This is a genomic window from Arthrobacter sp. MP_M4 (assembly GCF_035984855.1).
Taxonomy (GTDB): Bacteria; Actinomycetota; Actinomycetes; order Actinomycetales; family Micrococcaceae; genus Arthrobacter.
The window spans coordinates 1-23,740 of the sequence record NZ_JAXCHX010000014.1; the positions used below are offsets into that span (position 1 = coordinate 1).

Sequence of the window (23,740 nt, forward strand, 5' to 3'; positions counted from 1 at the left end):
CGCTGGGCGTCCGAGACCACCAAGGCAGGAGCAAGATTCGACATACCCCAATCTTAACAGCCAAACCTTTAACTATTTTGGAGACACACCACTAGATCACACCGATGGGGAGCTTCTTCTCGGCTTGGAAATCATCCTCCACCCGTCCCTTTGCCCAATACCCTGACAAGGAGACCTGCGAGCGCTCCAGCCCGCGCCGGGTGTACAGAACCTCCCGCAGCTTCTTCATGTAGCCGCGCTCCCCGTGCGCAAAAACCTGCACCCGGCCCTCCAGCCAGACTGCCTCGCGCACAGCGTTGACCAGGAGTTCGCTGGCGCCGGCGGGCACACCGCCGCGCAGGAGCCAGTGCAGGCCCACGCCGGCCGGCGCGGCGATAGCCTGCATGTCGGCCGGGCTGTCCACTTCGAGGAAGGCGAGGCCCCGGGCGTCCGATGGCAATGATTCGATCGCGGCGCTGATCGCCGGCAAAGCGGATTCATCGCCCGCGAACAAGTGCCAGTCCGCGGTCGGATCCGGGTTGTAACCGCCGCCGGGGCCCGTAAAAATGAGGTCATCGCCGGGCTGCGCGGTTGCGGCCCAGGGGCCGGCAAGGCCTTCATCGCCATGGATCACGAAGTCGATGGCAAGTTCACCGGCTGCCTCGTCGACCCAGCGGACCGTGTACGTGCGGGTGTACGGCCACTGGCCGCGCGTCATGGTCTCCCGGATCTGCCAAAGGTCCAGTGGTTCCGGATAGCTGATTCCCGGCTGCGGGAAGACGATCTTGACGTAGCGGTCCACGAAGCCGGCAAATCCCGGGCCGCCGGCAATGATCCGGACCATGTGCGGTGAGAGCTGTTCGCGGCGCAGCACCGTGAGGTTGGTCTGCGGGCGCAACTTCCGGGTGGCCGAGGTGGCAGCGGGGACTGAAGTCATGGCCTAAGCCTAGCCAACGCGGCTGCGCATGCCCTTTACGGCGAAGGGGGCTCGGGCAGCGGCGGGAGCTGCCAATCCACGGTGCCGCCGCCTTGTTCCTGGAGCAGTTTGTTGGCTTTGCTGAACGGCCGGGAGCCGAAAAACCCCCGCGAGGCTGAGAGCGGGCTCGGATGGGCGCTCGCGATCACCGGCGCGGTTCCCAGCAGCGGCCGGACACTCTCCGCGTCCTTTCCCCACAAAATGGCCACCAGGGGTGCGCTGGAACCGTCGGTGGCTACCCGGTTTGCGACGGCGCTGATCGCCGTCGCGGTGATGACCTCCCAGCCTTTGTTCCGGTGCGAACCGGCGTTGCCCGCCCGGACGCTGAGAACCTTGTTAAGCAACAGCACACCCTGGTCCGTCCAGGCACTGAGGTCCCCATGACTCCGTGCCTGCAGTCCCAGGTCGGCGTCGAGCTCCTTGAAGATATTGGTGAGGCTTCGCGGGATGGGCCGGGTGGCGCCGTCCACGGCGAAGGACAGGCCGACGGCGTGGCCGGGAGTGGGGTACGGGTCCTGGCCGACAATGAGTACGCGGATGCCCGCCAACGGCTGCCGGAAAGCCCGCAGCACCTTCGACGCTGCCGGGAGGACCTCGTGACCCCCGGTGGTTTCCCGGGCCAGAAATGCCAGCACGTCGCGCAACTGGCCCTCGACCGGAGCCAGCGCGGCGGCCCAGTCGGCGGCCACAAGCTCCTCCAGCGGCTGGCGTGCCAGGCTGGCGAACCCGGCCGCCGCGCCCGGCGCGGGCTCCAGCTCAAAAAGGGCGGCGGGGTCAGATGGCTCGGTGATAGGCACAGGCCCATTCTCGCAGGACGGGCAAATGACAACCCTGTTATTCGCCCGTAACATGGGAAAAGACTTTTCAGCCGAGCCAGCCAGGGAGTGTGACATGGCCGAACAAGCGCAAGAGCAGCTGTCAACGGTGGGATCGCCTGCTGAAAGCGCCAGCGCCGAGTCGCCGCTGAGCAGCCGGGACCAGCAGATGCTGGCCCTGGAACGGCAATGGTGGAAGTACGCCGGCGCCAAGGAACAAGCAATTCGGGAGCTCTTCGACCTCTCAGCGACGCACTATTACCAAATCCTCAATGCCCTCATCGACACCGAGGATGCCCTGGCCCACGATCCCATGTTGGTTAAGAGATTGCGTAGACTACGTACGTCACGCCAGCGGGCCCGCACTGCCCGCCGCCTGGGCTCGGACGTCTAGCAGCGCCGCTACATTTTGCGGGTTCGTGCAGCGACGCCGGCGTGGTACCCCGTCAGAAATCAGCAAGGACTTCGTGTGACCATGACCAAATACGCTCGCGATGAATTCGATCGGGTCCCGGAGACTTCCGCACGCCAGGGTGTGCACCGGGCAGTTGCCGAAATCCGCCGCCGACGCAGTCTGGGTCCCGTCCTGGCTGCCGGCGCTGCGGCCCTGGCCGTTGGTGTGCTGGCCTTCCTGGCCCTCCCGCATCCCGGTTTTTCCTCCGCCGGACAGACTCCGGCAGCTTCCGGCAGCAGTTCGGTGGCGTCGCCTGCCCTCACGGCGGCCGGCGGGTCTTCGGCCAGCCAGGCGGCCAGTGGAACGCCGTCCGCGCCCGCTCCGACCTCCTCGGCTCCCTCGAATGATGCCCCCTCGAATGATGCCCCCGTGGACAAGACCCAGCCGGTGGCCGTTTTCAATGGCTCCGGAACGGCTGGGCTGGCGACGCGGGTGGGCGCCACGGTATCCACCGACGGCTGGACCCTCGGAACGTTGGGAAACTGGGGTGGCGCCCCCCAACGGGCCTCGGTGATCTTCTACAGCGGCGCTGGGCAAAAGGGCAACGCCGAAGCGCTGGGCCAGCTCCTGGGCATCCCGAGCGTCGTGGACTCGGCGGAGTTCGAGGTGCCGCTCGTCGTGGTCCTCGCGCCCGGTTTCCGGTAAGTCATTTCGGTTACGCCTGGATAACTATTACCGGCCGGACCGGCCCGCCATCCCGCGCCGCGCACGGTGGCTGCGGGTACAGTGTTCGCGGACTTCATTTGCATTCCGCGGCCCACATTGCGGTGGGGCGCCCGCACAGCCGACTGAAAGTGGAAAAACCATGGCACTGGGAACCGTCAAATGGTTTAACGCCGAGAAGGGCTACGGTTTCATCACCGTGGACAGCTCCGGAGCCGACGTCTTCGTGCATTGGTCCGCCATCGCGGGGGACGGCTACCGCGCCCTGGACGAGGGCCAGCGCGTGGAACTCGAGGTCGGTGAGGGCGAAAAGGGCCCGCAGGCCGAAAGTGTCCGGCCCGCCCCGTGACCCATGCCGCCGCCGCGCACCACTTACAGGATCCTGACGAAAAAGGCCCGGCCGGGCCTGCCACCAAAAGCGCCCCCCGCCGCCGCCGGACTGCTGCCCTGCCCCTGGTCCGGGCTGCCGCCATGGCGGCAGCGGCCGCACTGACCACTACCGCGTGCCTCGGCCCGTCCGGCGGAACGCGCCTGGAACGGGCCGATGCGAGCGGTGACGGCACCCTGCGGATCGGGATGATCCTGGACAACACCGGACCCCAGGGCTTCCTCAACGCTCCGCAGCTGGCCGCTGCGAAGCTGGCCATCAGGGACATCAACGCTGCCGGGGGGCACAAAGGCAAGCCGGTGGAGCTGCTTCCGCCCATGATCGGTGAGGACACCGCGGCGCAGGCGACGGCGCTGGTCGCAGCCAACGCCGATGTGGTCATCGGCCCCACAGACTCGAGCCGTGCGCCTGCCGCCATCGATGTCCTTGCCCATGCCAAAATCGCCGTAATTTCGCCCGCCAACTCGGCCAGCGGACTCAGCAGCTATTCGAGCGAAGGCTATTATTTCCGCACCTCCGCGGCGGACATCGCGCAGGCCCCCGTCCTGGTCAAGCTCGCCAAGGACGGCGGCGCGGCAAGCATCGCCGTGGTCTACGAGGAGGGCAGTTACGGCAAGGATGTGTCCACCGCCGTGGCAGCCGCGGCCAAGGACTCGGGCCTCAAAGTCGTGGCCTCTGCCAGCTTCGCTCCGGGCCAGGCCCGGCAGGCGGCGGACGCTGTGAAAGCTGCGGTCCCCGACGCCGTCGTGCTGGTCTCCCGCGCAGGCGCCCAGGGCGCCATCGCCGAACTGAACAACGCCGGCGTCGCCGGGAAGAAGCTCCTCCTCAGCGACGGGGCGGTCAACGCCTACGGATCAGGGCTCGGTTCCAACGCCCTCGACGGCGCGCGGGGAATCCTTCCGGGGACGTTTGCTTCCGCACATTTCCAGGCTGAACTGGTCTCCGTGGATCCGCAATTGACGGATATGACGTTCGCCGCCGAGACGTACGACGCCGTGAATCTCGCCGCCATCGCGGCCGCCGCGGCGCAGGACGATGCCGGGTCCTCCATTGCGGCGGGCCTGACCGCGGTCTCGGGCGGCAAAGCCCCGGCCTCCGGCGGTGCCGCGCCCGCCGGGGAGGCTGCCGTGTGCAAGAGCTACCAGGAGTGCCTGGCTGTTCTCGGGGCCGGTAAGCGCGCTGACTATGACGGCGAATCCGGGCGGATCAGTTTCGACGCCCGCGGTGACGTCAGCTCGGCCAATTACGTCGTGTACAGCTACGGGGCGGACAACTCGCCGACCAGGAGCGGAAGCGAAACAGCCGGCAGCAGCGGGAGTTAATCGCCCGTAGCGTATTGCGTCGGCATCCAGTGGCTCCAGCCCGCCGATAGCGGACTTCCAGCACCCCCACTGCTTGCACTCTCCCCGGGGGAGTGCTAATTATGGAGTTAGCACTCCTGCGTATTGACTGCTAAAACAACGCCCGGTTCGTCCGGCCGCGAAGTTGAAGCAGCCGTTCCTGGAGCGAAAGAAACACCTGGCTGGGGTGAGATCCCTGATCCAGCGGCATACAGAGGCCGCCGGGCAAGGATCGTCCGTCGCGGGCACCAAAGCCCAGGTTCATTCTTAACGACTGTCCCGAAAGGACTACTGCCGTTATGGCCAAGATCATTGCATTTGATGAAGAGGCACGCCGCGGTCTTGAGCGCGGCCTGAACATCCTCGCCGACGCCGTCAAGGTCACCCTCGGCCCGCGTGGACGCAACGTCGTCCTCGAAAAGAAGTGGGGCGCCCCCACGATCACCAACGATGGTGTTTCCATCGCCAAGGAGATCGAGCTGGACGATCCTTACGAGAAGATCGGCGCCGAGCTGGTCAAGGAAGTTGCCAAGAAGACGGACGACGTCGCCGGCGACGGAACCACCACCGCCACCGTGCTGGCTCAGGCCCTGGTCAAGGAAGGCCTGCGCAACGTCGCGGCCGGCGCTGATCCCCTGTCCCTCAAGCGCGGCATCGAGAAGGCTGTCGCCGCTGTCACCCGCGAGCTCCTGGCCTCCGCCAAGGAAATCGAAACCAAAGAAGAGATCGCCGCCACCGCGTCCATCTCTGCCGGTGACAACGAGATTGGCGCCCTGATTGCCGAAGCCCTGGATAAGGTCGGCAAGGAAGGCGTCATCACCGTCGAGGAGTCCAACACCTTCGGCCTCGAGCTGGAGCTCACCGAAGGCATGCGCTTCGACAAGGGTTACATCTCCGCTTACTTCGTCACCGACGCAGAGCGCCAGGAAACGGTCCTTGAGGACCCGTACATCCTGATCGTCAACTCCAAGATCTCCAACGTCAAGGAACTGGTTGCTGTCCTCGAAAAGGTCATGCAGTCCTCCAAGCCGCTGTTGATCATTGCCGAAGACATCGAGGGCGAGGCCCTGGCCACCCTGATCGTCAACAAGATCCGTGGCACCTTCAAGTCCGTCGCCGTCAAGGCTCCGGGCTTCGGCGACCGCCGCAAGGCGCAGCTGGCCGACATCGCCATCCTCACCGGTGGCCAGGTCATCTCCGAGGAAGTCGGCCTCAAGCTTGAGACCGCCGGACTCGAACTCCTGGGCCGCGCCCGCAAGGTCGTTGTGACCAAGGACGAGACGACCATCGTCGAGGGTGCCGGCGACGCCGACCAGATCGCCGGCCGCGTTTCGCAGATCCGTGCCGAAATCGAGAATTCCGATTCGGATTACGACCGCGAGAAGCTGCAGGAGCGCCTGGCCAAGCTGGCCGGCGGCGTTGCAGTCATCAAGGCCGGTGCCGCAACCGAAGTTGAGCTCAAGGAACGCAAGCACCGCATTGAGGACGCTGTCCGCAACGCCAAGGCTGCGGTCGAAGAGGGCATTGTCGCCGGCGGCGGCGTTGCCCTGATCCAGGCCGGTGCCAAGGCATTCGCCAACCTGCAGCTCGAAGGCGACGAAGCAACCGGTGCGAACATCGTCCGTGTTGCCATCGACGCACCGCTGAAGCAGATCGCTTTCAACGCCGGCCTCGAGCCCGGTGTTGTGGTCGACAAGGTCCGCGGCCTGCCTGCCGGCCACGGCCTCAACGCAGCCACCGGCGAATACGTCGACCTGCTGGCTGCCGGCATCAACGACCCGGTCAAGGTCACCCGCTCTGCCCTGCAGAACGCGGCGTCCATCGCCGGTCTCTTCCTCACCACCGAGGCCGTTGTGGCCGACAAGCCGGAGAAGAACGCTCCGGCTATGGGCGGCGGCGACGACATGGGCGGCATGGGCGGCATGGGCGGTTTCTAATCACCCTGCTTCCCGGGTCTGGGAAACCAGTCCTGAACGTCCAGTTCAACGGCGGCGGCTCCACCTTCGGGTGGGGCCGCCGCCGGCGTTAAGCCGGTGCCGGCACCGGCGGTGACAGCTGTGCCGGCGGGTGTCTGGCAGGATGGTGCAGTGACAATTACAGCAGCAGCCGACGGTTCGGCATTAGGAAATCCCGGCCCGGCCGGTTGGGCCTGGTACGTCAACGATGACTGCTGGCGGGCCGGCGGATGGCCGCACGGCACCAACAACATGGGCGAGCTCATGGCCGTGCTGGATCTCTTCCACGCCACCGCGCACCTGCCCGGCGAGGACCTGCACATCCTCTGCGACAGCCAGTACGTCATCAACTCGGTCACCAAGTGGATGCCGGGCTGGAAGCGCAAAGGCTGGCGCAAGTCCGACGGCAAGCCCGTGATGAACGTCGAGCTGCTCAAGGAAATCGACAAGGCGCTGGCCGGCCGGAAATACACCTTCGAGTGGGTGCGCGGCCATGCCGGGCATGACCTCAACGAGGCAGCGGATGACCGCGCCCGTGCCGCCGCGACGTCCTACCAGCAGGGCGTGGCGGTGCGCCAGGGGCCCGGTTTCGGCACCGCTGCCCCTGCTTCCGCGGCCCCTGATTCCGCCGCACCCGCGGCCCAGTCAGCCGCGGCAGCTCCTGCGCCCCGGCACGCCGGGCCCCCGGCAGAACCGGAGCCGGTCCGCCGGCGGCAGCTGTTCGACGAGTACCCCAACGCCGCAGCGCCGTCCCTGTTTTCGGAGCCCTCGCTCTTCGACGAGCCGGACCTCTTCAGCGAACTCGACGAGGACACCACGCCGGCCCCCGGTACGGACGCAAGCCCCGAGGCAATCGTCGAGGCGCTCGAGCGTGAGCTTCTCCGCCCGGAAACCCGCGCCGACATCGGACGCACCGGGATCCTCCTGCACCCGGAGTACACCGAAATCGGCAGCTCGGGCCGGATGTGGACCCGGGACGCCGTGATGATGTCCCTCGCAGAGCAGCCCGGCGGTCCCGCCGACCTCGAGGTGATCGGGGCGGACCGGCTGGGGGAGCAGACCATCCTGCTTACCTACCGCAGCCACACCCGGACGGGAACGGCCCTGCGCAGCTCTCTTTGGGTTCACGACGGGGCGCAATGGCGGCTTCGGTTCCACCAGGGCACGCCCGAGGTTTAAGGCGCTCTCCAGCGGACAGGGCACGCCCGAGGTTTGCGGCGCTCTCCGGCGGACAGGCGGATCAGCTGAAACGCTGGGTGTTGCCCAGCTCTGCCTGGGCGTAGCTCGCCGCCGCGGAGGTCAGCGCAAGGTTGATCGACGCCAGGGACGCCTCAACTTTTCCCTGGGTCAGGGTCCACTCGGAGACCAGGGCGTGGAAGTTGGTGGCCGCCGAGCCCCGCCAAGTGGCCTGTAGCTCGTCGAGCCCGCGTTTCATGGCCTGGACGTCGGCGCTGATCCTGTCCACGGTGGCCTTGACGTTCGCCGATTTGAGCTCGAGGAGTTCTGTATCGACGGTGATGATGCTCATGGGCTGGCCTCTCTCTGCAATACCGCTGGTCCGGGTTTTCCGGTTCATTGCGAGCCTAGTCAGGCGCCCGGGTGCGGGGGAGCGAGGGCCGCGCTATGTGGAAAAAGCCGGTGCTGCCACGAACCGGTCAGCTCCTGGCAGCATCCCCGGCACCTGCACCTGCACCTGCACCTGCGCCGGCACCTGAACCTGCACCGGAGCCGGCATCGTCGTCCCGGGTGTCGTCCGGAGCCTCATCCAGGAACGGCAGGCTGACCACGAGCGTGGCCCCGCCGCCCTCCGTCCGTGCAACCCGCACGCTGCCGGCATGCGCGCCGACGATGGCTGCCACGATCGCCAGTCCCAGCCCGCTGCCGCCGGTCTCCCGGGTGCGGGATGTGTCGGCCCGGTAGAACCGCTCGAAGATCCGTGCGGCCTCCTCGTCCGGGACGCCGGGACCGTGGTCGTGGACCTCAATAACGGACCGCCGGGTGCCGTCGTCTCCGGTCCGGACCCCGACGGCCAACTCGATCGGTGTGCCGGCAGGGGTGTAGCGCAGCGCGTTGCCTACCAGGTTTCCCACCACCTGCCGGAGTTTGGCTTCCTCGCCCAGCACAGGCGCCGGAGCCGGGGGACCGCCGTCGAGTCCGGTCAGGGTGATGGCACGGCTGCGGTCACTGGCCTGGGTATCGACGACGGCGTCGTTGGCCACCAGCAGCAGGTCGGCGGGTTTTTGCTGCAGCGGCCTCTGCTCGTCGATCCTTGCCAGCAGCAACAGGTCCTCCACCATGGTGCCCATCCGCTTGGCCTCGCTTTCGATCCGGCTCATGGCCGTGGCGACGTCTTCGGGCGCGGACAGGGCGCCGTGCCGGTACAGCTCGGAGAAACCCCGAATCGTCACGAGGGGCGTCCGCAGCTCGTGGGAGGCGTCGGCGGCGAAGCGCCGCATCCGCTCCTCGGACGCCATCCGGGCGGCAAAGGCAGTTTCGATGTGGGCGAGCATGGCGTTGAGGGAGCTGCCCAGCCGGCCCACCTCGGTGTTGGGGTTCTCCAGTTCGACGCGACGGGAGAGGTCACCGGCGGCAATTGCCGCGGCCGTCTTTTCGACCCGGGCCAGGGGCCGGAACGACCGGGAAATGCTCCAGGTGGCGATGAAGAAGGCCAAAACCAGCGTCAGCAGCCCGACGCCGACGACCACCAGTACGGCATGTTCCATCACCGAATCCACCGGCCACAAGGGCAGCCCGATCACCACCACGGAAGTGCGCTCGTTGCTGTCGACGACGTTGAGCGCGACCACCCGCCAGTTTCGCCCGTCCGTGCCGCGGACCAGGAACGGGGCCAGCTGGCGCTCTGCGGCGTCCGTGGCGCTGATGCTGGCGATGTCCGGGTGGACGTCCTTGTTGCCGCCAAACGGCCGCGGCGGCTGTCCCGGTGTGAAGAGCATCAGCGAGTAGTCAGTGGGAATGCTCTGGTTCTGTTCCTGCAGCTGGCTAAATGACTGCTGCTGCCGGACGGAGGCCACGGCGGCACGGAGTTTGTCGTCTACCTGCCCCTGCAGGTAGCTGTGCAGCAGGGTCAACGTTCCCGCGCCGGTGACGGTGAGCGCCACCAGCATCAGGGCGGTCATGATGGCGACGAGCTGCGACCTCAGGGACGCCGACTTCCAACGGTGGAGCAACGAGGTCAGCGCTTCTCGGCCGTCCGCAGCACGTAACCCACGCCCCGCTTGGTCTGGATCAGCGCCGGGGCATCGGCATCAATGTCCACTTTGCGGCGGAGGTAGGAGATGTAGGACTCCACGATGGAGGCGTCGCCGTTGAAGTCGTACTCCCACACGTGGTCCAGAATCTGTGCCTTGGACAGCACGCGGTTGGGGTTGAGCATGAGGTAGCGCAGAAGCTTGAATTCGGTGGGGGACAGCTCAATCACCGTGCCGCCGCGGCGGACCTCATGGGCGTCATCGTCGAGTTCCAGGTCATCGACGCGGATAACGGCGTCGTCGTCCTGCAGCGGCTGGGTGCGGCGGAGCACGGCACGGATTCGGGCCACAACCTCGTCGAGGCTGAACGGCTTGGTGACGTAGTCGTCGCCACCCACGGTCAATCCCATCACCTTGTCCTCGGTGTCATCCTTGGCGGTCAGGAAGAGCACGGGGAAGTGCTTTCCTGCGGCGCGCAGCCGGCGGGTGACGGTGAAGCCGTCCATATCCGGCAACATCACGTCAAGCACGGCAAGATCGGGGGAGTGCAGATCCACCGCTGCCAGGGCCTCACGCCCGTTGGAGGCAGAGACGACCTCAAAGCCGGCGAAGCGCAACGAGGTGGACAGCAACTCGCGGATGTTCGGTTCATCGTCAACGACGAGCAGCTTGGCTTCGGGACCGTTCTTTTTCATAGTTCCCATAATGCTCCCAGATTCTGGGAGTTTTCTGTATGGGAGATGTGTGTTGGATGGGCCCGGGCGGCCGCCGGCCGCAGCGCTCGACCGTGCGGGAAACCAAGGGGGCCGCCAAAGGCATTCCCCTCCGCGCAGGCCGATACTAGAGTGGCCATATCGAACCCACTTTGCCGCGGCGGTACGAGCGACCGGCAGCCAACAAGGAGGACACAAGTGACGACTGAGAGCAACGCAGCTAGCAGTGCGGGATCCGCTGACCGGAGCATCCGGGACTGGGCGGACCTGGCCGAAGAGATGTGGTCCTACCTGACCGGCAAGGGCGCCGCGATCAATTACAACTTCGTCGACATGACGATCGAAGTTCCCCGTGACATTGGCCCCGACGCGCCGCGCGCCACCTGGAAGCTGAATGGAAGCCTCCGTGTGACCACCAGCGACAAGGATGCAGCGGGTTCAGACGAGAACAGAGGCTGACCTTGGCCCCGCGCTTCAGGGCCGATATCAATCTGGACTTCTCGCTCCAGGAGCCGTCCGGGGAAGAGGTCCGCGGATCGGTGCAGGCGTCCGGGTCCGAGGTGGTGGTGTCCTTGGAGAGCATGGGCGCCCTGCTGTCCCAGCGGATGCCGTCTCTGGGCGATATTCGGCCGCTGGCCAAGACCTTGTCCGACCAGGGCCTGACAGTGGCTGTGGAGGGGCCCGATGGCAGAATCATCAGCCTCGGCGCCGTCGCGGCTCCTGCCTCCCAACGCGTGATTACCAGGTCACCGCACATCAAACTGGGAAAGCTGGGTGCGCTGGCGCCCATGCTGAAGCGGGGCAGGCGCGCTCCTGCACGGGGGTTCTCCCTGCTTCCACCAGGCACGCTGTTGCCGCTGCTACCCACGGTGAAGCGCAAGATCCCCCGGCGCATCACCACCACGCACTACACGCGCGGCGGCGGCTCCCCGCGATTGATTTTCGTCCAGGACTCGGAATCCTGGAACGGACAGGTCCCGCGGGTATTCAGCCTTGCTGCCGAGCGCGTAAGCATCGGCAGCGACGCCGCTGTAGACCTGCAACTGCCCGGCCTCGAAGGGATCCACGCGGAAATCGTCCATAACGAGCAGGACGAATACGTCCTGGTCCGGCACGGCAAAGTCACCGGCAGCTTCGCTCCGGGATCTTCGTCTGTATTGCGCACCGGCGCCCGGCTCCAAATGGGTCAATGGTGCCTGGCTTTCTTCCGGGAGGAATACGCAGACCACGGGCGCCCCTTCGGCGGGCGCAGCGGCGGCGAATTTGCCTACCAGCGGCCCCAGCGGGATCCGCGCACCGGGGCGCTGGAACGGGACAGCTCGACGTATATCCGCTGACCGGGTCCGCTGACCGGGGGCGCCCCCGGTGCCGCGCGGCGGCCCGGCCCGCGTGCGGACCGCGGGCCCGCGCTCGGGCGCTGCGGTCATTCGGTCGGCGAACCCGTGCCGACGTCCCGGGCGTCCATGATCCGGTACGCGTAGCCCTGCTCGGCCAGGAACCGTTGGCGCTTAGCCGCAAAGTCCTGATCCAGGGTGTCCCGGGCCACCAGGGAGTAAAAGCGCGCAGCGCGGCCGTCCTTCTTGGGACGCAGCAGCCGGCCGAGGCGCTGGGCCTCTTCCTGCCGGGAGCCGAAGGAGCCGGACACCTGGATGGCCACCGACGCCTCCGGCAGGTCGATGGAGAAGTTGGCCACCTTGGACACCACCAAGGTGTGCACGTCCCCGGCGCGGAAGGCATCGAAGAGCTTCTGGCGTTCCTTGACGGACGTGTCGCCCTTGATCACCGGCGCCTGCAGGCGCTCGCCGATCTCATCGAGCTGGTCGATGTATTGCCCGATCACCAGCAGTTGCTCACCGGCATGCTCGGCCACGAGCCGTTCCACCACCAGGGTCTTGGACTCGGACGTGGCGCAAAGCCGGTACTTGTCCGCGTCCTCGGCCATCGCGTAGGCCACTCGTTCATCGCGGGGCAGATCAATCCGCACCTCGACGCAGTCCGCCGGCGCAATGTAGCCCTGCGCCTCGATGTCCTTCCACGGCGCGTCGTAGCGCTTGGGCCCGATCAGGCTGAAGACCTCGCCCTCTCGGCCGTCCTCACGGATCAACGTGGCGGTCAGGCCGAGCCTGCGGCGGGCCTGCAGGTCCGCGGTCATCCGGAAGATCGGGGCAGGCAGGAGATGGACTTCGTCGTAGATGATCAGCCCCCAGTCGTTGCCGTCAACAAGCTCAAGGTGGGGGTAGAGGCCGCCGCGCTTGGTGGTCAGCACCTGGTAGGTGGCGATGGTGACGGGGCGTACTTCCTTCACGGATCCCGAGTACTCGCCGATTTCCTCTTCGGTGAGCGACGTGCGCTTGAGCAGTTCGTCCTTCCACTGCCGGGCAGAGACCGTGTTGGTCACCAGGATCAACGTGGTGGTGGAGCTGGTGGCCATTGCGGCGGCTCCCACGAGTGTCTTGCCGGCGCCGCACGGCAGGACGACGACGCCGCTGCCGCCGGCCCAGAAGTTCTCCATCGCCAGCTGCTGATAGGGACGGAGCTTCCAGCCGGTCTCGTTGAGTACGATCGGGTGCGGCGTGCCGTCAACGTACCCGGCGAGGTCCTCCGCCGGCCAGCCGATCTTCAGCAGCAGCTGCTTGAGCTGCCCGCGCTGGGAGGAGTGCACCACCACGGTTTCACCGTCAATCCTCGGACCCAGCAGGGGCGCGATCTTCTTGGCGCGGCTGACCTCCTCCAGGACCGGATAGTCCGAGGTGCGCATCACGAGCCCGTGCTGGAGATCTTTTTCGAGCCGCAGCCGGCCATACCGGGACATGGTTTCCTCGACATCGATCAGCAGGGAATGCGGCACCGGGAAACGGGAGTACTTCAGCAGGGTATCGAGCACCTTTTCGGCATCCAGGCCGGCGGCCCGCGCGTTCCACAGGCCCAACGGCGTGAGCCGGTAGCTGTGGATGTGCTCGGGGGCGCGCTCAAGTTCGGCGAACGCGGCGATGGCGTGACGGGCCTCAGTGGCGAGTTCGTGGTCCACTTCGAGCAGGATGGTTTTGTCACTCTGGACGATCAGCGGTCCATCGTTCACTGGAGCAATTCCTCTGCGGCTTCTACGTCAATAATCCGGTGGATGGACAGTACGCGTTCGGTTTCCTTCGCCGGGTCGAAGACCCGCACCCGTCCGCCGGTTACAGCTACCGGAACAACCGTTTCCCGCACCGCATTCCCCATGCCGTCTACGACGTTCATCACCACCCGTTGTTTGAGCCGGATCGCTTTCTGCAGGGTTTCCAGACCGATCTGGGTCGCTTCCTCGCTGCCGGGGGCCAGTGCGGGTTGGCCGCCGCCCGCGGCGGCGGTTTCGTTGCGCAGCACCGCCAGCTGGGCGTCGACGTCGGCCTCCGGCGGGGCTGTGCGCGGGGCGCTGTAGACCGGCCGGACACTTCCGGGCGCCGCGACGGTGCGGCGCAGCCGGACCCCGCCGGCCTCCGATTCGTCCACGGCGGGCGAGAGGCCCAGGCTCCGGAGCAGCTGCGCTGTTTCCCGCGGTGCGGCGTGCGAGAGAAGCACGGTGGGTGCGATCCGGACCAGTCCCAGGCCGGCGGCGCCGGGGGTGTTGAGGAGTTCCAGGAGGGCCGTCTCGTCGTCGCTCTGGATGAAACTCGCCGCTGAGCCGACGCGTAGCCGGGCATGCCGCGCGGCGGTGTCCTCAATCAGGTACTTCAACGGCTGCGGGATCGCGGTGGCCGAGTGCTGGCTGAGGAAGTCCAGCAACGCCTGGGCATCGTGGCCGGCATCGAGTGCGCGCCGGACGGAAGCGACCGAGAACCGGTAGATCGTGGCTGGTCCCTGGCCCTCGGCGTCGGCCATGGTGAGGAGCTTCTCGGTCAGTTCCGGTGCGAGGTACCCCGGGGCCACCGCCGTGAGGTCGGCCTGAAGCAGCACATGGTTCAAGGCCGCCGGCAGGTGTTCGCCCAGGATCCCCATCGCCTCGTCGGGCTGCTCGGCGGCGATGGCCGCGCCGATCTGGCTGAGCGCGCCGGAGCCGATGAGGCCCAGGAGCTCTGCCTCCGCCAGGACTCCCTGGATCAGTGAGCTGAAACGCCGTGCCATCCGGGGCTGGGCCCAGTCGGCGCGCTCCAGCACGGCCGCGGCATCCAGTACCGGTGCCTGCCCGTCGGCGGCAGCGGCCTCCGCGGTCAGTTCGGCCAGGATTTCAAGGATCCGTTTCCGGACGACCGGGGCGTCCGGACGCTGGGCTTCGGCCGAGAGCGCATTGATGGTGGTGCCGGCCATGCCGCGGTGAAGGGCGGGGACCGCCGACTGGCCGGAGACCGGCTGGCCCACGAGGGAGGGCGCCCGCTCGCTGGCGAGCCAGGCGTTGACCAGCCAAAGCCATTGTTCCTGCCGCGGCAGCGTCAGCCATTCAAGCTGAGCAGGCTGGACCCAGGCGGAACTGTCGACGTCAAGCCGGATCAGGCCGGCAAGAGCACATAATTCCGCCAGCACGCCGGCCTCGGGCAGCTGAACCCGCAGCGCGTCCGCCAAACGCTTGAGCTCCCGGACGCCCACCCCGCCGCTGCGCAGGGTAACGAGGGGCTGTTCCCGCAGGACGTGCAGCAATTCGCCCACCAACCGCAAGGTCTCGGCGATCGCGCCCAGCGCGGCGTTGCGGCGCAATCCGGCTGAGGTCCACCCCAGCTGCGGGACCGGGGGAGTCAACGCAAAGTTCTCGATGATATACCCGCCGCGCAGGGACACCCCCACGCTGTGCGGGAGTTCGACGTGGGCGGCGTCCAGCGGCACCAGCAGCCCGCGCGCGAGAAGCCAGTCCACCGGTCCTACGTCGGTGGGCTCGTGCAGCACGCACGCGCGCCGTTGCGCCTGCGGAACCGCGCCCATGGCCCAGTTCCCGAAACGTGCCAGCAACGCCGTGGTGCGCTCAGGTGCGGTCTCCAGGATCTGCCGGAGCGACTCCGGTGTGTCCGTCCAGTGCTGCAGCGACAACGCAGCTTCCATCGGGGTGGCCGCGGGGGAGATGGCCGCGCCGTGGTGGTGCAGTTCCCCGACCAGTTGCACGGCGCGCTGGGCGAAGGCCGGCTGGAGCCGCACGAGTTCGGTGTAGCTGCGCCCCAGCCCGGCCGGGTAAATCCCGATCACATCCTTGAGGCTGCCCACCGGCAGGTAGTAGTGGTGCTTTGCGGAGGCCGGGGCGGTGCCGTGCGGGGGTTCGGCGCGGTGGACCAGCGCCAGGTCCTGCAGCGACTGCAGCATCCTTTCAATGGCCGCGAGGGAGGCGCCGTTGATCAGCTTCTTCAGCGACGGGGCCGAGGCGCTGTGCCCGGTGTCCGTGTTGGTGCACAGGTGCAAAGTTTCCAGGACCTGCATTTGCGGACGGTTGAGTCGCTCCAAAGCGCGCTGGACGCTGACGCGGCCGCTGGCGCGGGCCGCGAGGGCGGCAAAATCCGGCACACCGGGGGAAATGAGGTCCGGCCGCGCAGCGAACAGGGCCCGCAACGAGTCATCGCTTCGTGCCTGCAGGTCTTTGCTTAGCGCGCGGATAAGGGACATCAGTGTCAGGTTACCTTCCGTCTGGCTCTCGGGTCCGTCGCCGGGATGCGGCGCCGTCGATCACGAGCAGGAGCATCAACAGGAACGCCACCGGAAGCCCGTAGAGGGCGGTGGACGTCACCCACACCGGCGGCACGGCATGGTTGAACGCCAGCCCCATCACGAGGCCGACAGCAGCGAGCGACAGCATGGCGGCTGCTGCCGCAGCGATCAACAGTGGCCGCCGGAGACGCAGTTCAGTCATGGGGCTAACGCTAACAGTCCGGCCCGCACCGTGCCCCGAACGGCCAAAGTGGGCTCGGCACGATAACCTTGGGGGAACAGACCAACACGGTCGAGGCAGTCATCCCTTGAACCCGCATATCCATGCGGATGCGGTGGCCGCCGGCCGCGTCACCAGCAGAACGAAGAGGGTTGATTACGTGCCTACCGGCAAGGTCAAGTGGTATGACAAGGACAAGGGCTTCGGATTTCTCGCGGGCGAGGACGGCCAGGAAGTCTTCCTTCCCAAGTCGGCGCTGCCCGAGGGCGTAACCGAGCTCAAGGCGGGCACGAAGGTCGAATTCGGCGTGGCCGACGGCCGCAAGGGCGCCCAGGCCCTGGGCCTGCGGGTGCTGGACAAGACCCCGTCCATCGCGAAAGCCAAGCGCCCCAGCGCGAGAGATCTCGCCCCGCTGGTGCAGGATCTCGTCAGCGTCCTGGACAACCTCTCCGGAACTCTGTCCGCGGGAAAGTACCCGGAAGGCAACAAGGGCAAGGCGATCGCCGTCGCCCTGCGTAAGGTTGCCGACGAGCTGGACGCGTAGGCGATGACTCCGGAAACTGACCAGACCGACGCCGGGGAGCAGACCGCCGCCTGGGCCGGAAATGCCGGAACGAAAGACGGCTCCAAGCCGCGCGCGGGGGTTCCCGTCTGGCGCACCGGCAAGCCCGACGCCTTCCTCGCCGACGCCGTCGACGCCGCACGTACCGCCCTTGAGGGCATCGCTCCCGCCGAGCAGATCGGCCGGCACCTGGCGGCCAAGAGCGAGGGCGACCGTCTGGTCACCCACCTCTTCGAATCCAAGCTGGCCGGTTACGGCGGCTGGCAGTGGTACGCCGTGCTGACCCGGAACTCCCGGTCCAAAGTGGTGACAGTCGACGAGCTCGGCCTGCTGCCCTCTGAGGACTCGGTCCTGGCGCCGGAGTGGATTCCTTGGGCCGAGCGGGTCCGGCCGGGAGATGAGCAGGGCGATGACATTCTTGAAGCCGCCGGCGCTGTCCCCTCGGAGGACGTGATCGAGCCCGAGCCTGCCGCCGGCGCGGATTACGGAAACGCAGACGACGAGGAAGACGACGACGGTTCGGCGGAAGACGATGCGCCGGAGGACGACTCCGACGACGCAGACGGCAACGCGGACGGCGCCGGCGACGAGTACGACGCCGATGACGTTGACGACGACGATGACGATGACGATGACGACTCGGAAGCGGCCGCCAGTGTCGGTCCGGACGACGAGCGCCCCGCGGCACAGGCTGACTAGCGGTTGAAACCATCAGGGTCGCGGCAGAGTGAGGGCTGGACATGATGTCCACCTTCAAGTCCCTGCATATCCTGAACTACCGGATCTGGTTCATTGGGGCAATGGTCTCGAACATCGGGACCTGGATGCAGCGCACGGCCCAGGATTGGCTGGTCTTTGACCATCTGACCGAGCATGATGCCAGCGCCATGGGGATCACGATGGCCTTGCAGCTCGGTCCCCAGCTCTTCCTCGCCCCCGTGGCCGGGCTGATGGCCGACCGGTTCAACCGCAAGCAACTGCTGGTCATGACCCAGTCCGCCATGGCGCTGCTGAGCGCCGGCCTGGGCATTCTGGTGATCTCCGGCGCGGCCCAGCTCTGGCACGTCTACGGCTTTGCGCTGTTGTTGGGCCTCGTGTCCGCCCTCGATGCTCCGGTGCGCCAGACGTTCGTCTCCGAACTGGTCCACGACGAGTTCCTGCCCAATGCCGTGGCCCTGAACAGCGCCTCCTTCAATGTGGCACGGATGATCGGACCCGCAGTGGCCGGTATCCTCACGGTCGCGGTAGGGCCCGGTTGGGTCTTCCTGATCAACACCCTGACCTTTGTGGCATTGCTGCTGAGCCTTTGGAAGATCCCCACCAGTTCGTTGCGCCAGCTGCCCCGGGCCGCGCCTGGGAAAGGCCGGATCCGGGAAGGCCTGCGCTACGTGCAGTTCCGGCCGGACATCGTTGTGGTGTTGGTGGCAGTCTTTATCGTGGGGACCCTCGGACTGAACTTCGTGCTGTTTATCGCGGCCATGGTCGGCACGGAGTTCGGCCTGGATGCCAGTGCGTTCGGGCTCATGAACTCCATCATGGCGATCGGCTCCGTCGCCGGTGCCCTGTTGTCCGCCGGCCGCCAAAAGCCGCGGCTGCGGATAATCTTCGGAGCTGCCGGAGCTTTCGGCGTGGCGTCCGGCGTAGCCGCATTGGCCCCCACCTACTTCTGGTTCGGTGTGGCGCTGGTTCCGGTGGGGCTCTTCGCCATCACGATGATGACGAGCGCCAACGGGTACGTGCAAACCACCACGGACCCGGTGATGCGCGGGCGGGTGATGGCGCTTTACATGGCCATTTTCATGGGCGGCACCCCCATCGGGGCACCGTTCGTGGGCTGGGTGGCGAATGTCGCCGGTCCACGCTGGTCCCTGGGTGTTGCTGCTGCCTCGGGCATCATCGCCGCCCTGATCGGGCTGGGCTGGATTGTTCGGGCCAAACACCTGCGGATCAGGTTTGACCGCCGGGCCCGCGGAATCCGGCACTTCCGCGTCGAGTCCGCCGGCGCACCGGGCCCAACCGGCCCGAACACCGCCGTGCCAGGGGGCGGCCGCCCCGACACAGACGGCGCCGCCCGGGATTCCAACCCGGACGACGCCGTCGAACGCTGACGCAGCGGCGTCCGGCGCGGGTTATTTCCTCAGTTCGCCCACCACGAAGTCGATGCATTCCAGCAGAGCCGACACATCATCCGGCTCGATCGCAACGAACGTGGCGATGCGCAGCTGGTTGCGGCCGAGCTTGCGGTAGGGCTCCGTGTCCACGACGCCGTTGGCGCGGAGCACCTTGGCGATGGCCGCAGCGTCGATGGAGTCGTCGAAGTCGATCGTTGCAATCACATTGGACCGTTCCTCCGGTTTGGCCACGAACGGCGTGGCGAACTCCGAGGCCTCCGCCCAGCGGTAGATCCGCCCCGCAGAGTCCGCCGTCCGCGCCGAAGCGAAGTCCAGCCCGCCGCTTGCGTTGAGCCACTGCACCTGGGCGTCGAGGGTGACGAGGGTGGCCAACGCCGGTGTGTTGTAGGTCTGGTTCAGCCGCGAGTTGTCAATCGCCGTCTGGAGGTCCAGGAAGTCCGGTATCCAGCGGCCGCCGGCTTTGATCCTCGCCGCGCGCTCCAGCGCCGCCGGGGAAAACAAGCCCAGCCACAGGCCGCCGTCGGAAGCAAAATTCTTCTGCGGGGCGAAGTAGTAGACGTCGGCCTCTGCGACGTCCACGTCCAGCCCTCCGGCAGCGGAGGTGGCGTCCACCAACACCAGGGCACCGTCGTCGGCGCCGGCCACCCGCCGCACCGGAGCGGCGACGCCGGTGGAGGTCTCGTTCTGCGGCCACGCGTAGACGTCCACGCCGTTCTCTGCCCGCGCCGCCGGGCGGGTACCGGGCTCGGACGTGATGATGGAGGACTCCGCGAGGAACGGAGCCTTGTTGGTGGCGGCAGCGAACTTCGAGCCGAACTCACCGAAGGACAGGTGCTGTGCTTTGTTCTCCACCAGACCGAAGCTGGCAACGTCCCAGAACGCCGTTGATCCGCCGACGCCCAGGATGACCTCATAGCCTTCGGGTGCCCGGAAGAACTGGCCGAGCCCGGTCCGGACCGACCCGACAAGATTCTTGACCGGCGCCTGGCGGTGCGATGTCCCCAGCAGCGCCGACGCGGAGGCAAGGGCCTCCATCTGTTCCGGACGTACCTTGGACGGGCCGGCGCCGAACCGGCCATCCTTGGGGAGGAGATTTGCGGGAATCGTGATGCTGGTGTCGCTCACAGTGGCTCCAATTTTCGGCTGGTACTAAGTGTGGCCCGGCAGGGTGGCTGCAGCGGAGCCTGTCGTTTCATTCTGCCTGACTGGCCCGCGGGGCAAGCAAAGCGGCCCGTCACAGTCCGGTCATTGAGATTATCCGGAGTAATTCAAATTAGACTAAGCTGGCCTGCGAACGTACGGCGGACCCCGCCAGGGCGCCAGCAGCACGCGGTACGGTGGAAAGCACGCAGGGACGGCGCTTGAGGAGCGGAGCTGAATGACGGATCTGATCGACACAACCGAGATGTATCTCCGGACCATTCTGGAACTCGAAGAAGAGAACATCGTTGCTCTTCGTGCCCGCATTGCCGAACGGCTGCGCCACTCCGGTCCCACCGTGTCCCAGACCGTCGGCCGGATGGAGCGCGACGGGTTGGTGGTTGTCTCCGGTGACCGGCACCTTGAACTGACCGAAACCGGCCGGAGGCGAGCCATCGGTGTCATGCGCAAGCACCGGTTGGCCGAACGGCTCCTCGCAGACGTCATTGGGCTCGACTGGGCCTACGTCCATGAGGAGGCCTGCCGCTGGGAACACGTGATGAGCGAACGGGTGGAGCGGCGGATCTTTGAGCTACTCGACCACCCCACAGTCTCGCCTTACGGCAATCCGATTCCGGGCCTCGCGGAGCTTGGCGGCCTGCCCTCTTCACCCTATTCCGACGGCGTGGTGAACCTGCTCGACGCCATGGCCGGCTACGGACCCGGTTCGGTGGTCAGAGTCAACCGGCTGGCGGAACCCATCCAAGTTGAACCGGAACTGCTGGTTCAACTCGATGAGGGCGGCATCCGGCCGGGGGCACTGATCTCATTGGAGCGCGTCGGTGAGTACATTTCCGTGCGCGTGCCGGACATCGAAGGTGCGCTGGAACTTCCTCCCGAGGTCGCCGCCCACGTTTTCGTTACCGTCGGGTCATAACCGCCGCCCTCAAGCTCGCGGACGCCCAAAGGTGGCGCACAAGATGGATAACGGATTTATCTCTGGACAGCTTCATCGCCTATAGTTGAAAACAAGCACCGATACCAAACCGTTATCTGATCCGACGCCGAGCTCTGCCAGCGGACCAGTTGCAGTATCACTTTCTGGCAGGGGCGGGGGAACCACTTTTTGGCTGTTCAGCGGCCTCGGGGTGAAGTCCGTCAGCGGCAATCACGTGTAACCAGAGGACTCCGCTGGAGCCCTCTGTGTCTGCGTGCTTGCTACGGCGGACCGGGTCTTTGATCTCTCTGACCCGAATCCGACAGCTAACTCCGCAGGCTCTCCAGAGAGGATTCGTCTTTGACCACCCAAACCGCAAGGGGCCGCCGCCGCGCGACCGGCGCCGCTCCGGAGCCGCGCCCGGCCCTTGCTGCCCCCGCCGACCACCCGCGTGAAACGCACCGAGACGATCGCCGGGTCCGCCGCAGCGCGTTCCGCCAGGTAACGGACTTGGCCGCCGCCAGCGGCGTCGGCCAGAAGGCCGGGATTGCGCTGGCCGCCACGGGATTAATACTCACGGTGATGGCCCCGGCGGCCGCACCCGTGATGGCCATAGACACCGGCACCGTGTCCGATGCCGTCCCCGCCGCGGTCCAGCCCGCCATCACGGCCGCAGACGCAAAGATCGACTTCAACCGCAGCGCTGTCACCACCCAGAGCGATCCGGACGGGAAGCTCAAGCAACTGCTGAGCGCCCAGTCGGTCGGCTCCATCACCCGCGCAGCGTCAACAGGCGTGCTCGGCGCGCCCTTGGACGATTTGAAAACCGCGTCGCCGTTCGGCTACCGCGTCAGCCCGATCACCGGCGGCTCCGGCGAGTTCCACCGCGGCCAGGACTACGCGGCCCAATGTGGCACGGCCGTCCACGCCGCGGCAAGCGGCACCGTGACCTTCACGGGCTGGCATCCCTACGGTGGCGGAAACCGGGTGGTGGTCGATCACGGTAATGGCCTGGAGACCACGTACAACCACCTGTCCTCCGCCAGCGTCAAGGTGGGCCAGACACTCGCCCGCGGCGATGTCCTGGCGCTGAGCGGCACCACCGGTGCCTCCACCGGTTGCCACCTCCACTTCGAAGTCATGGTCAACGGCGAAGTCGTTGACCCGACCGGATGGCTGTAGAAATCTGATGGGGTGCTCTCAAATTCTGGGAACACGCCGTGACCCGAATGTGACATTCGGTCCGCACTGCTGTACCGTTTGACCTACGCCAACTTTTCCGAAGTTGGCGCTCTTGAGTGGATTGCCTAGCTCTGCCACCGCTCAAGGTCCGTTCGCATGACATCGTCTGGCAGGGGCGGGGGAACCAATTTTGGTCTTCGCAAGAAGACCTTGGGGTTAAGTCGTAAAGCTTCCTACGGAAGCCGAGCGGCCGGGTGACTCCCATCCGAATCCGACAGCTCACCTCGCAGGCATTGGGAGAGGCTACTTTCGTGTCTTCACGCCACAATGCTGCGCTTTATCGCGCTTGCGCGGCTCCTACGAGCCCGCTGGAATCCAACGTTTGTGCCGCCCTTGCCGGCGCCCGAACCGGACTCCGCACTGCCGACTCAATCTCTGCTGAGTCCGGCCCGCAGGCTATGCACCTGCAAGCAGTTCCCGCTTTTGGCGCGTCTTCGCAGTACACCCTTCGCTAAGTAACCCATTTCGGGGCGATCCGGCGTACCCCCAAGATGCCGGAGCGTCCTCAGCCTGCGCCCAAAAAGCGCAGACCCAGGATCACGAAAGAGAGAACTTAATGACTATTCGTGCAAACGCACGGCACCGCGCCGAGGTCACCAAGACCAACTCGCTGGCCGTTATTGCCAAGACCGTCGGCGGCAACGCCGGTGGCATGGGCCGCCAGGCCGCAGTTATCGCCGCAGCGTCGGGCCTTGTCCTGACCAGCGGTATCGCAGCCAACGCTGCTGAGACCAATGTCCAGCGCGAGTCCACGTCGGCTTCCACTCTCGACGTTCAGTCGGCCGCCCCGGCGACCATTTCCGCTGCTTCCACCATCGCGATCTCCTACGAGAAGCCGGCGGTCACCACCTCGCCGGCTCCGGTCGTCGAGGCACCGAAGCCCGTCGTGAAGGTCCAGGAAGTCCCCGCTGCCACGGTTGCCCCCGTCGCAGCCGCCCCCGCTGCCACGGTTGCCCCCGTCGCAGCCGCCCCCGCCGCCAAGGCTGCCCCCGCGGCCAAAGCTGCCCCCGCCGCTACCCGCACCGCAGCAGCTGCCACGGCAGCGGCACCGGCCGCCACCCGCGCACCGGCCGCCGCCAGCGGCAAGGGCGCCACAATCGCAGCCGCTGCCTACGCCCAGCTCGGCGTTGGCCAGGATTGCACCGCACTTGCCACGAACGCGCTGGCCGCTGCGGGTATCAACTACCACGGCTGGCCGGCAGGTTACCTGTCCCTCGGCCGCACGGTAAGCGCTGCGGAGGCACAGCCGGGCGACCTCGCCTACTACCAGAACGGTGGCTCCGGCATGGCCCACATCGCTGTCTACGTCGGTAATGGCCGGGCAGTTCACGGCGGCTGGAACGGTGGAACCACCTCCCTGCAGAGCGTCAACGTCGGCTCCGGCCCGGTGTTCATCCGCGTCGGCGGCTAA

23 protein-coding genes and 2 riboswitches are annotated in these 23,740 nt (G+C 66.7%); of the genes, 14 read left to right on the forward strand and 9 right to left on the reverse strand.

Translation table 11 applies throughout. The annotated features are described in order from the left end of the window. Positions 1–91 precede the first annotated feature (91 nt). Complete coding sequence (locus RCH15_RS11490; protein WP_326960796.1) at positions 92–916, reverse strand: siderophore-interacting protein; 825 nt, start codon at positions 914–916, stop codon at positions 92–94. Positions 917–951: 35 nt separating this feature from the next. Beyond that, on the reverse strand, positions 952–1,752 hold the full coding sequence (locus tag RCH15_RS11495; protein ID WP_326960797.1) for a uracil-DNA glycosylase: 801 nt from the start codon (positions 1,750–1,752) through the stop codon (positions 952–954). Between the two features lie 94 nt (positions 1,753–1,846). Here RCH15_RS11495 and RCH15_RS11500 point away from each other — a divergent pair, with 94 nt between their 5' ends. The 6 genes from RCH15_RS11500 to RCH15_RS11525 all read left to right on the forward strand — a co-directional run bounded on the left by RCH15_RS11500 (position 1,847) and on the right by RCH15_RS11525 (position 7,749). Further along, positions 1,847–2,164, forward strand: a complete 318-nt coding sequence (locus RCH15_RS11500) for a DUF3263 domain-containing protein (protein ID WP_326960798.1) — start codon at positions 1,847–1,849, stop codon at positions 2,162–2,164. An 81-nt stretch (positions 2,165–2,245) separates the two neighbouring features. Then, the gene (locus tag RCH15_RS11505) at positions 2,246–2,869 is read left to right on the forward strand and encodes a LytR C-terminal domain-containing protein (protein ID WP_326960799.1); all 624 of its coding nucleotides are present in this window, start codon (positions 2,246–2,248) and stop codon (positions 2,867–2,869) included. A gap of 160 nt (positions 2,870–3,029) precedes the next feature. Continuing rightward, on the forward strand, positions 3,030–3,236 hold the full coding sequence (locus RCH15_RS11510; RefSeq protein WP_029704816.1) for a cold-shock protein: 207 nt from the start codon (positions 3,030–3,032) through the stop codon (positions 3,234–3,236). Continuing rightward, on the forward strand, positions 3,233–4,597 hold the full coding sequence (locus RCH15_RS11515) for an ABC transporter substrate-binding protein (protein WP_442784518.1): 1,365 nt from the start codon (positions 3,233–3,235) through the stop codon (positions 4,595–4,597). The genes RCH15_RS11510 and RCH15_RS11515 overlap by 4 nt, the downstream gene beginning before the upstream one ends. 317 nt (positions 4,598–4,914) lie before the next feature. After that, positions 4,915–6,552 carry a chaperonin GroEL gene (gene groL / locus RCH15_RS11520; protein ID WP_326960800.1) on the forward strand — a complete coding sequence of 546 codons (1,638 nt, stop codon included), beginning with the start codon at positions 4,915–4,917 and terminating at the stop codon, positions 6,550–6,552. Between the two features lie 150 nt (positions 6,553–6,702). Continuing rightward, positions 6,703–7,749: a ribonuclease HI family protein gene (locus RCH15_RS11525; protein ID WP_326960801.1), complete on the forward strand. Its 1,047-nt coding sequence runs from the start codon at positions 6,703–6,705 to the stop codon at positions 7,747–7,749. 61 nt (positions 7,750–7,810) lie between these two features. On the opposite strand, the gene RCH15_RS11530 is transcribed toward RCH15_RS11525, so the two are convergent. The 3 genes from RCH15_RS11530 to RCH15_RS11540 form a co-directional block, all read right to left on the reverse strand. Beyond that, positions 7,811–8,098 carry a WXG100 family type VII secretion target gene (locus tag RCH15_RS11530; RefSeq protein WP_326960802.1) on the reverse strand — a complete coding sequence of 96 codons (288 nt, stop codon included), beginning with the start codon at positions 8,096–8,098 and terminating at the stop codon, positions 7,811–7,813. 127 nt (positions 8,099–8,225) lie between these two features. Further along, positions 8,226–9,758 carry a sensor histidine kinase gene (locus RCH15_RS11535; protein ID WP_326960803.1) on the reverse strand — a complete coding sequence of 511 codons (1,533 nt, stop codon included), beginning with the start codon at positions 9,756–9,758 and terminating at the stop codon, positions 8,226–8,228. Between the two features lie 5 nt (positions 9,759–9,763). Then, on the reverse strand, positions 9,764–10,474 hold the full coding sequence (locus tag RCH15_RS11540; RefSeq protein ID WP_326960804.1) for a response regulator transcription factor: 711 nt from the start codon (positions 10,472–10,474) through the stop codon (positions 9,764–9,766). A 216-nt stretch (positions 10,475–10,690) separates the two neighbouring features. On the opposite strand from RCH15_RS11540, the gene RCH15_RS11545 reads away from it, so the two are divergent. Both RCH15_RS11545 and RCH15_RS11550 read left to right on the forward strand, forming a co-directional pair. Beyond that, positions 10,691–10,951: a hypothetical protein gene (locus tag RCH15_RS11545; RefSeq protein WP_326960805.1), complete on the forward strand. Its 261-nt coding sequence runs from the start codon at positions 10,691–10,693 to the stop codon at positions 10,949–10,951. Between the two features lie 2 nt (positions 10,952–10,953). Then, the gene (locus tag RCH15_RS11550) at positions 10,954–11,829 is read left to right on the forward strand and encodes an FHA domain-containing protein (RefSeq protein WP_326960806.1); all 876 of its coding nucleotides are present in this window, start codon (positions 10,954–10,956) and stop codon (positions 11,827–11,829) included. An 86-nt stretch (positions 11,830–11,915) separates the two neighbouring features. Here the strand turns inward: RCH15_RS11550 and RCH15_RS11555 are convergent, their stop codons facing one another. From RCH15_RS11555 to RCH15_RS11565, 3 genes are read right to left on the reverse strand one after another with little or no spacing between them, the layout of a single operon-like run. Next, positions 11,916–13,571: a DNA repair helicase XPB gene (locus RCH15_RS11555; RefSeq protein ID WP_326960807.1), complete on the reverse strand. Its 1,656-nt coding sequence runs from the start codon at positions 13,569–13,571 to the stop codon at positions 11,916–11,918. Continuing rightward, complete coding sequence (locus RCH15_RS11560; RefSeq protein ID WP_326960808.1) at positions 13,568–16,054, reverse strand: helicase-associated domain-containing protein; 2,487 nt, start codon at positions 16,052–16,054, stop codon at positions 13,568–13,570. Before RCH15_RS11560 ends, RCH15_RS11555 begins: the two co-directional genes overlap by 4 nt. A gap of 10 nt (positions 16,055–16,064) precedes the next feature. Then, complete coding sequence (locus RCH15_RS11565; RefSeq protein ID WP_326960809.1) at positions 16,065–16,298, reverse strand: hypothetical protein; 234 nt, start codon at positions 16,296–16,298, stop codon at positions 16,065–16,067. 178 nt (positions 16,299–16,476) lie between these two features. On the opposite strand from RCH15_RS11565, the gene RCH15_RS11570 reads away from it, so the two are divergent. The 3 genes from RCH15_RS11570 to RCH15_RS11580 are packed head-to-tail and all read left to right on the forward strand — an operon-like array spanning position 16,477 to position 18,986. Beyond that, the gene (locus RCH15_RS11570) at positions 16,477–16,860 is read left to right on the forward strand and encodes a cold-shock protein (RefSeq protein ID WP_326960810.1); all 384 of its coding nucleotides are present in this window, start codon (positions 16,477–16,479) and stop codon (positions 16,858–16,860) included. A 3-nt stretch (positions 16,861–16,863) separates the two neighbouring features. After that, positions 16,864–17,577 carry a DUF3027 domain-containing protein gene (locus RCH15_RS19100; RefSeq protein ID WP_409017165.1) on the forward strand — a complete coding sequence of 238 codons (714 nt, stop codon included), beginning with the start codon at positions 16,864–16,866 and terminating at the stop codon, positions 17,575–17,577. Between the two features lie 44 nt (positions 17,578–17,621). Beyond that, positions 17,622–18,986 carry an MFS transporter gene (locus RCH15_RS11580; RefSeq protein WP_326960874.1) on the forward strand — a complete coding sequence of 455 codons (1,365 nt, stop codon included), beginning with the start codon at positions 17,622–17,624 and terminating at the stop codon, positions 18,984–18,986. A 21-nt stretch (positions 18,987–19,007) separates the two neighbouring features. Here RCH15_RS11580 and serC read toward each other — a convergent pair whose 3' ends face one another. Continuing rightward, a complete protein-coding gene (gene serC / locus RCH15_RS11585) occupies positions 19,008–20,135 on the reverse strand; it encodes a phosphoserine transaminase (RefSeq protein ID WP_326960811.1) in 1,128 nt (375 codons plus the stop codon). 253 nt (positions 20,136–20,388) lie between these two features. On the opposite strand from serC, the gene RCH15_RS11590 reads away from it, so the two are divergent. The 3 genes from RCH15_RS11590 (at position 20,389) to RCH15_RS11600 (ending at position 23,740) form a co-directional block, all read left to right on the forward strand. Continuing rightward, positions 20,389–21,087, forward strand: a complete 699-nt coding sequence (locus tag RCH15_RS11590) for a metal-dependent transcriptional regulator (RefSeq protein WP_326960812.1) — start codon at positions 20,389–20,391, stop codon at positions 21,085–21,087. Positions 21,088–21,227: 140 nt separating this feature from the next. Then, positions 21,228–21,443, forward strand: a riboswitch (cyclic di-AMP (ydaO/yuaA leader). Between the two features lie 4 nt (positions 21,444–21,447). Then, positions 21,448–22,269 carry a M23 family metallopeptidase gene (locus RCH15_RS11595; protein WP_326960813.1) on the forward strand — a complete coding sequence of 274 codons (822 nt, stop codon included), beginning with the start codon at positions 21,448–21,450 and terminating at the stop codon, positions 22,267–22,269. Positions 22,270–22,416: 147 nt separating this feature from the next. After that, a riboswitch (cyclic di-AMP (ydaO/yuaA leader) is annotated at positions 22,417–22,576 on the forward strand. A 309-nt stretch (positions 22,577–22,885) separates the two neighbouring features. Next, a complete protein-coding gene (locus tag RCH15_RS11600) occupies positions 22,886–23,740 on the forward strand; it encodes an NlpC/P60 family protein (protein ID WP_326960814.1) in 855 nt (284 codons plus the stop codon).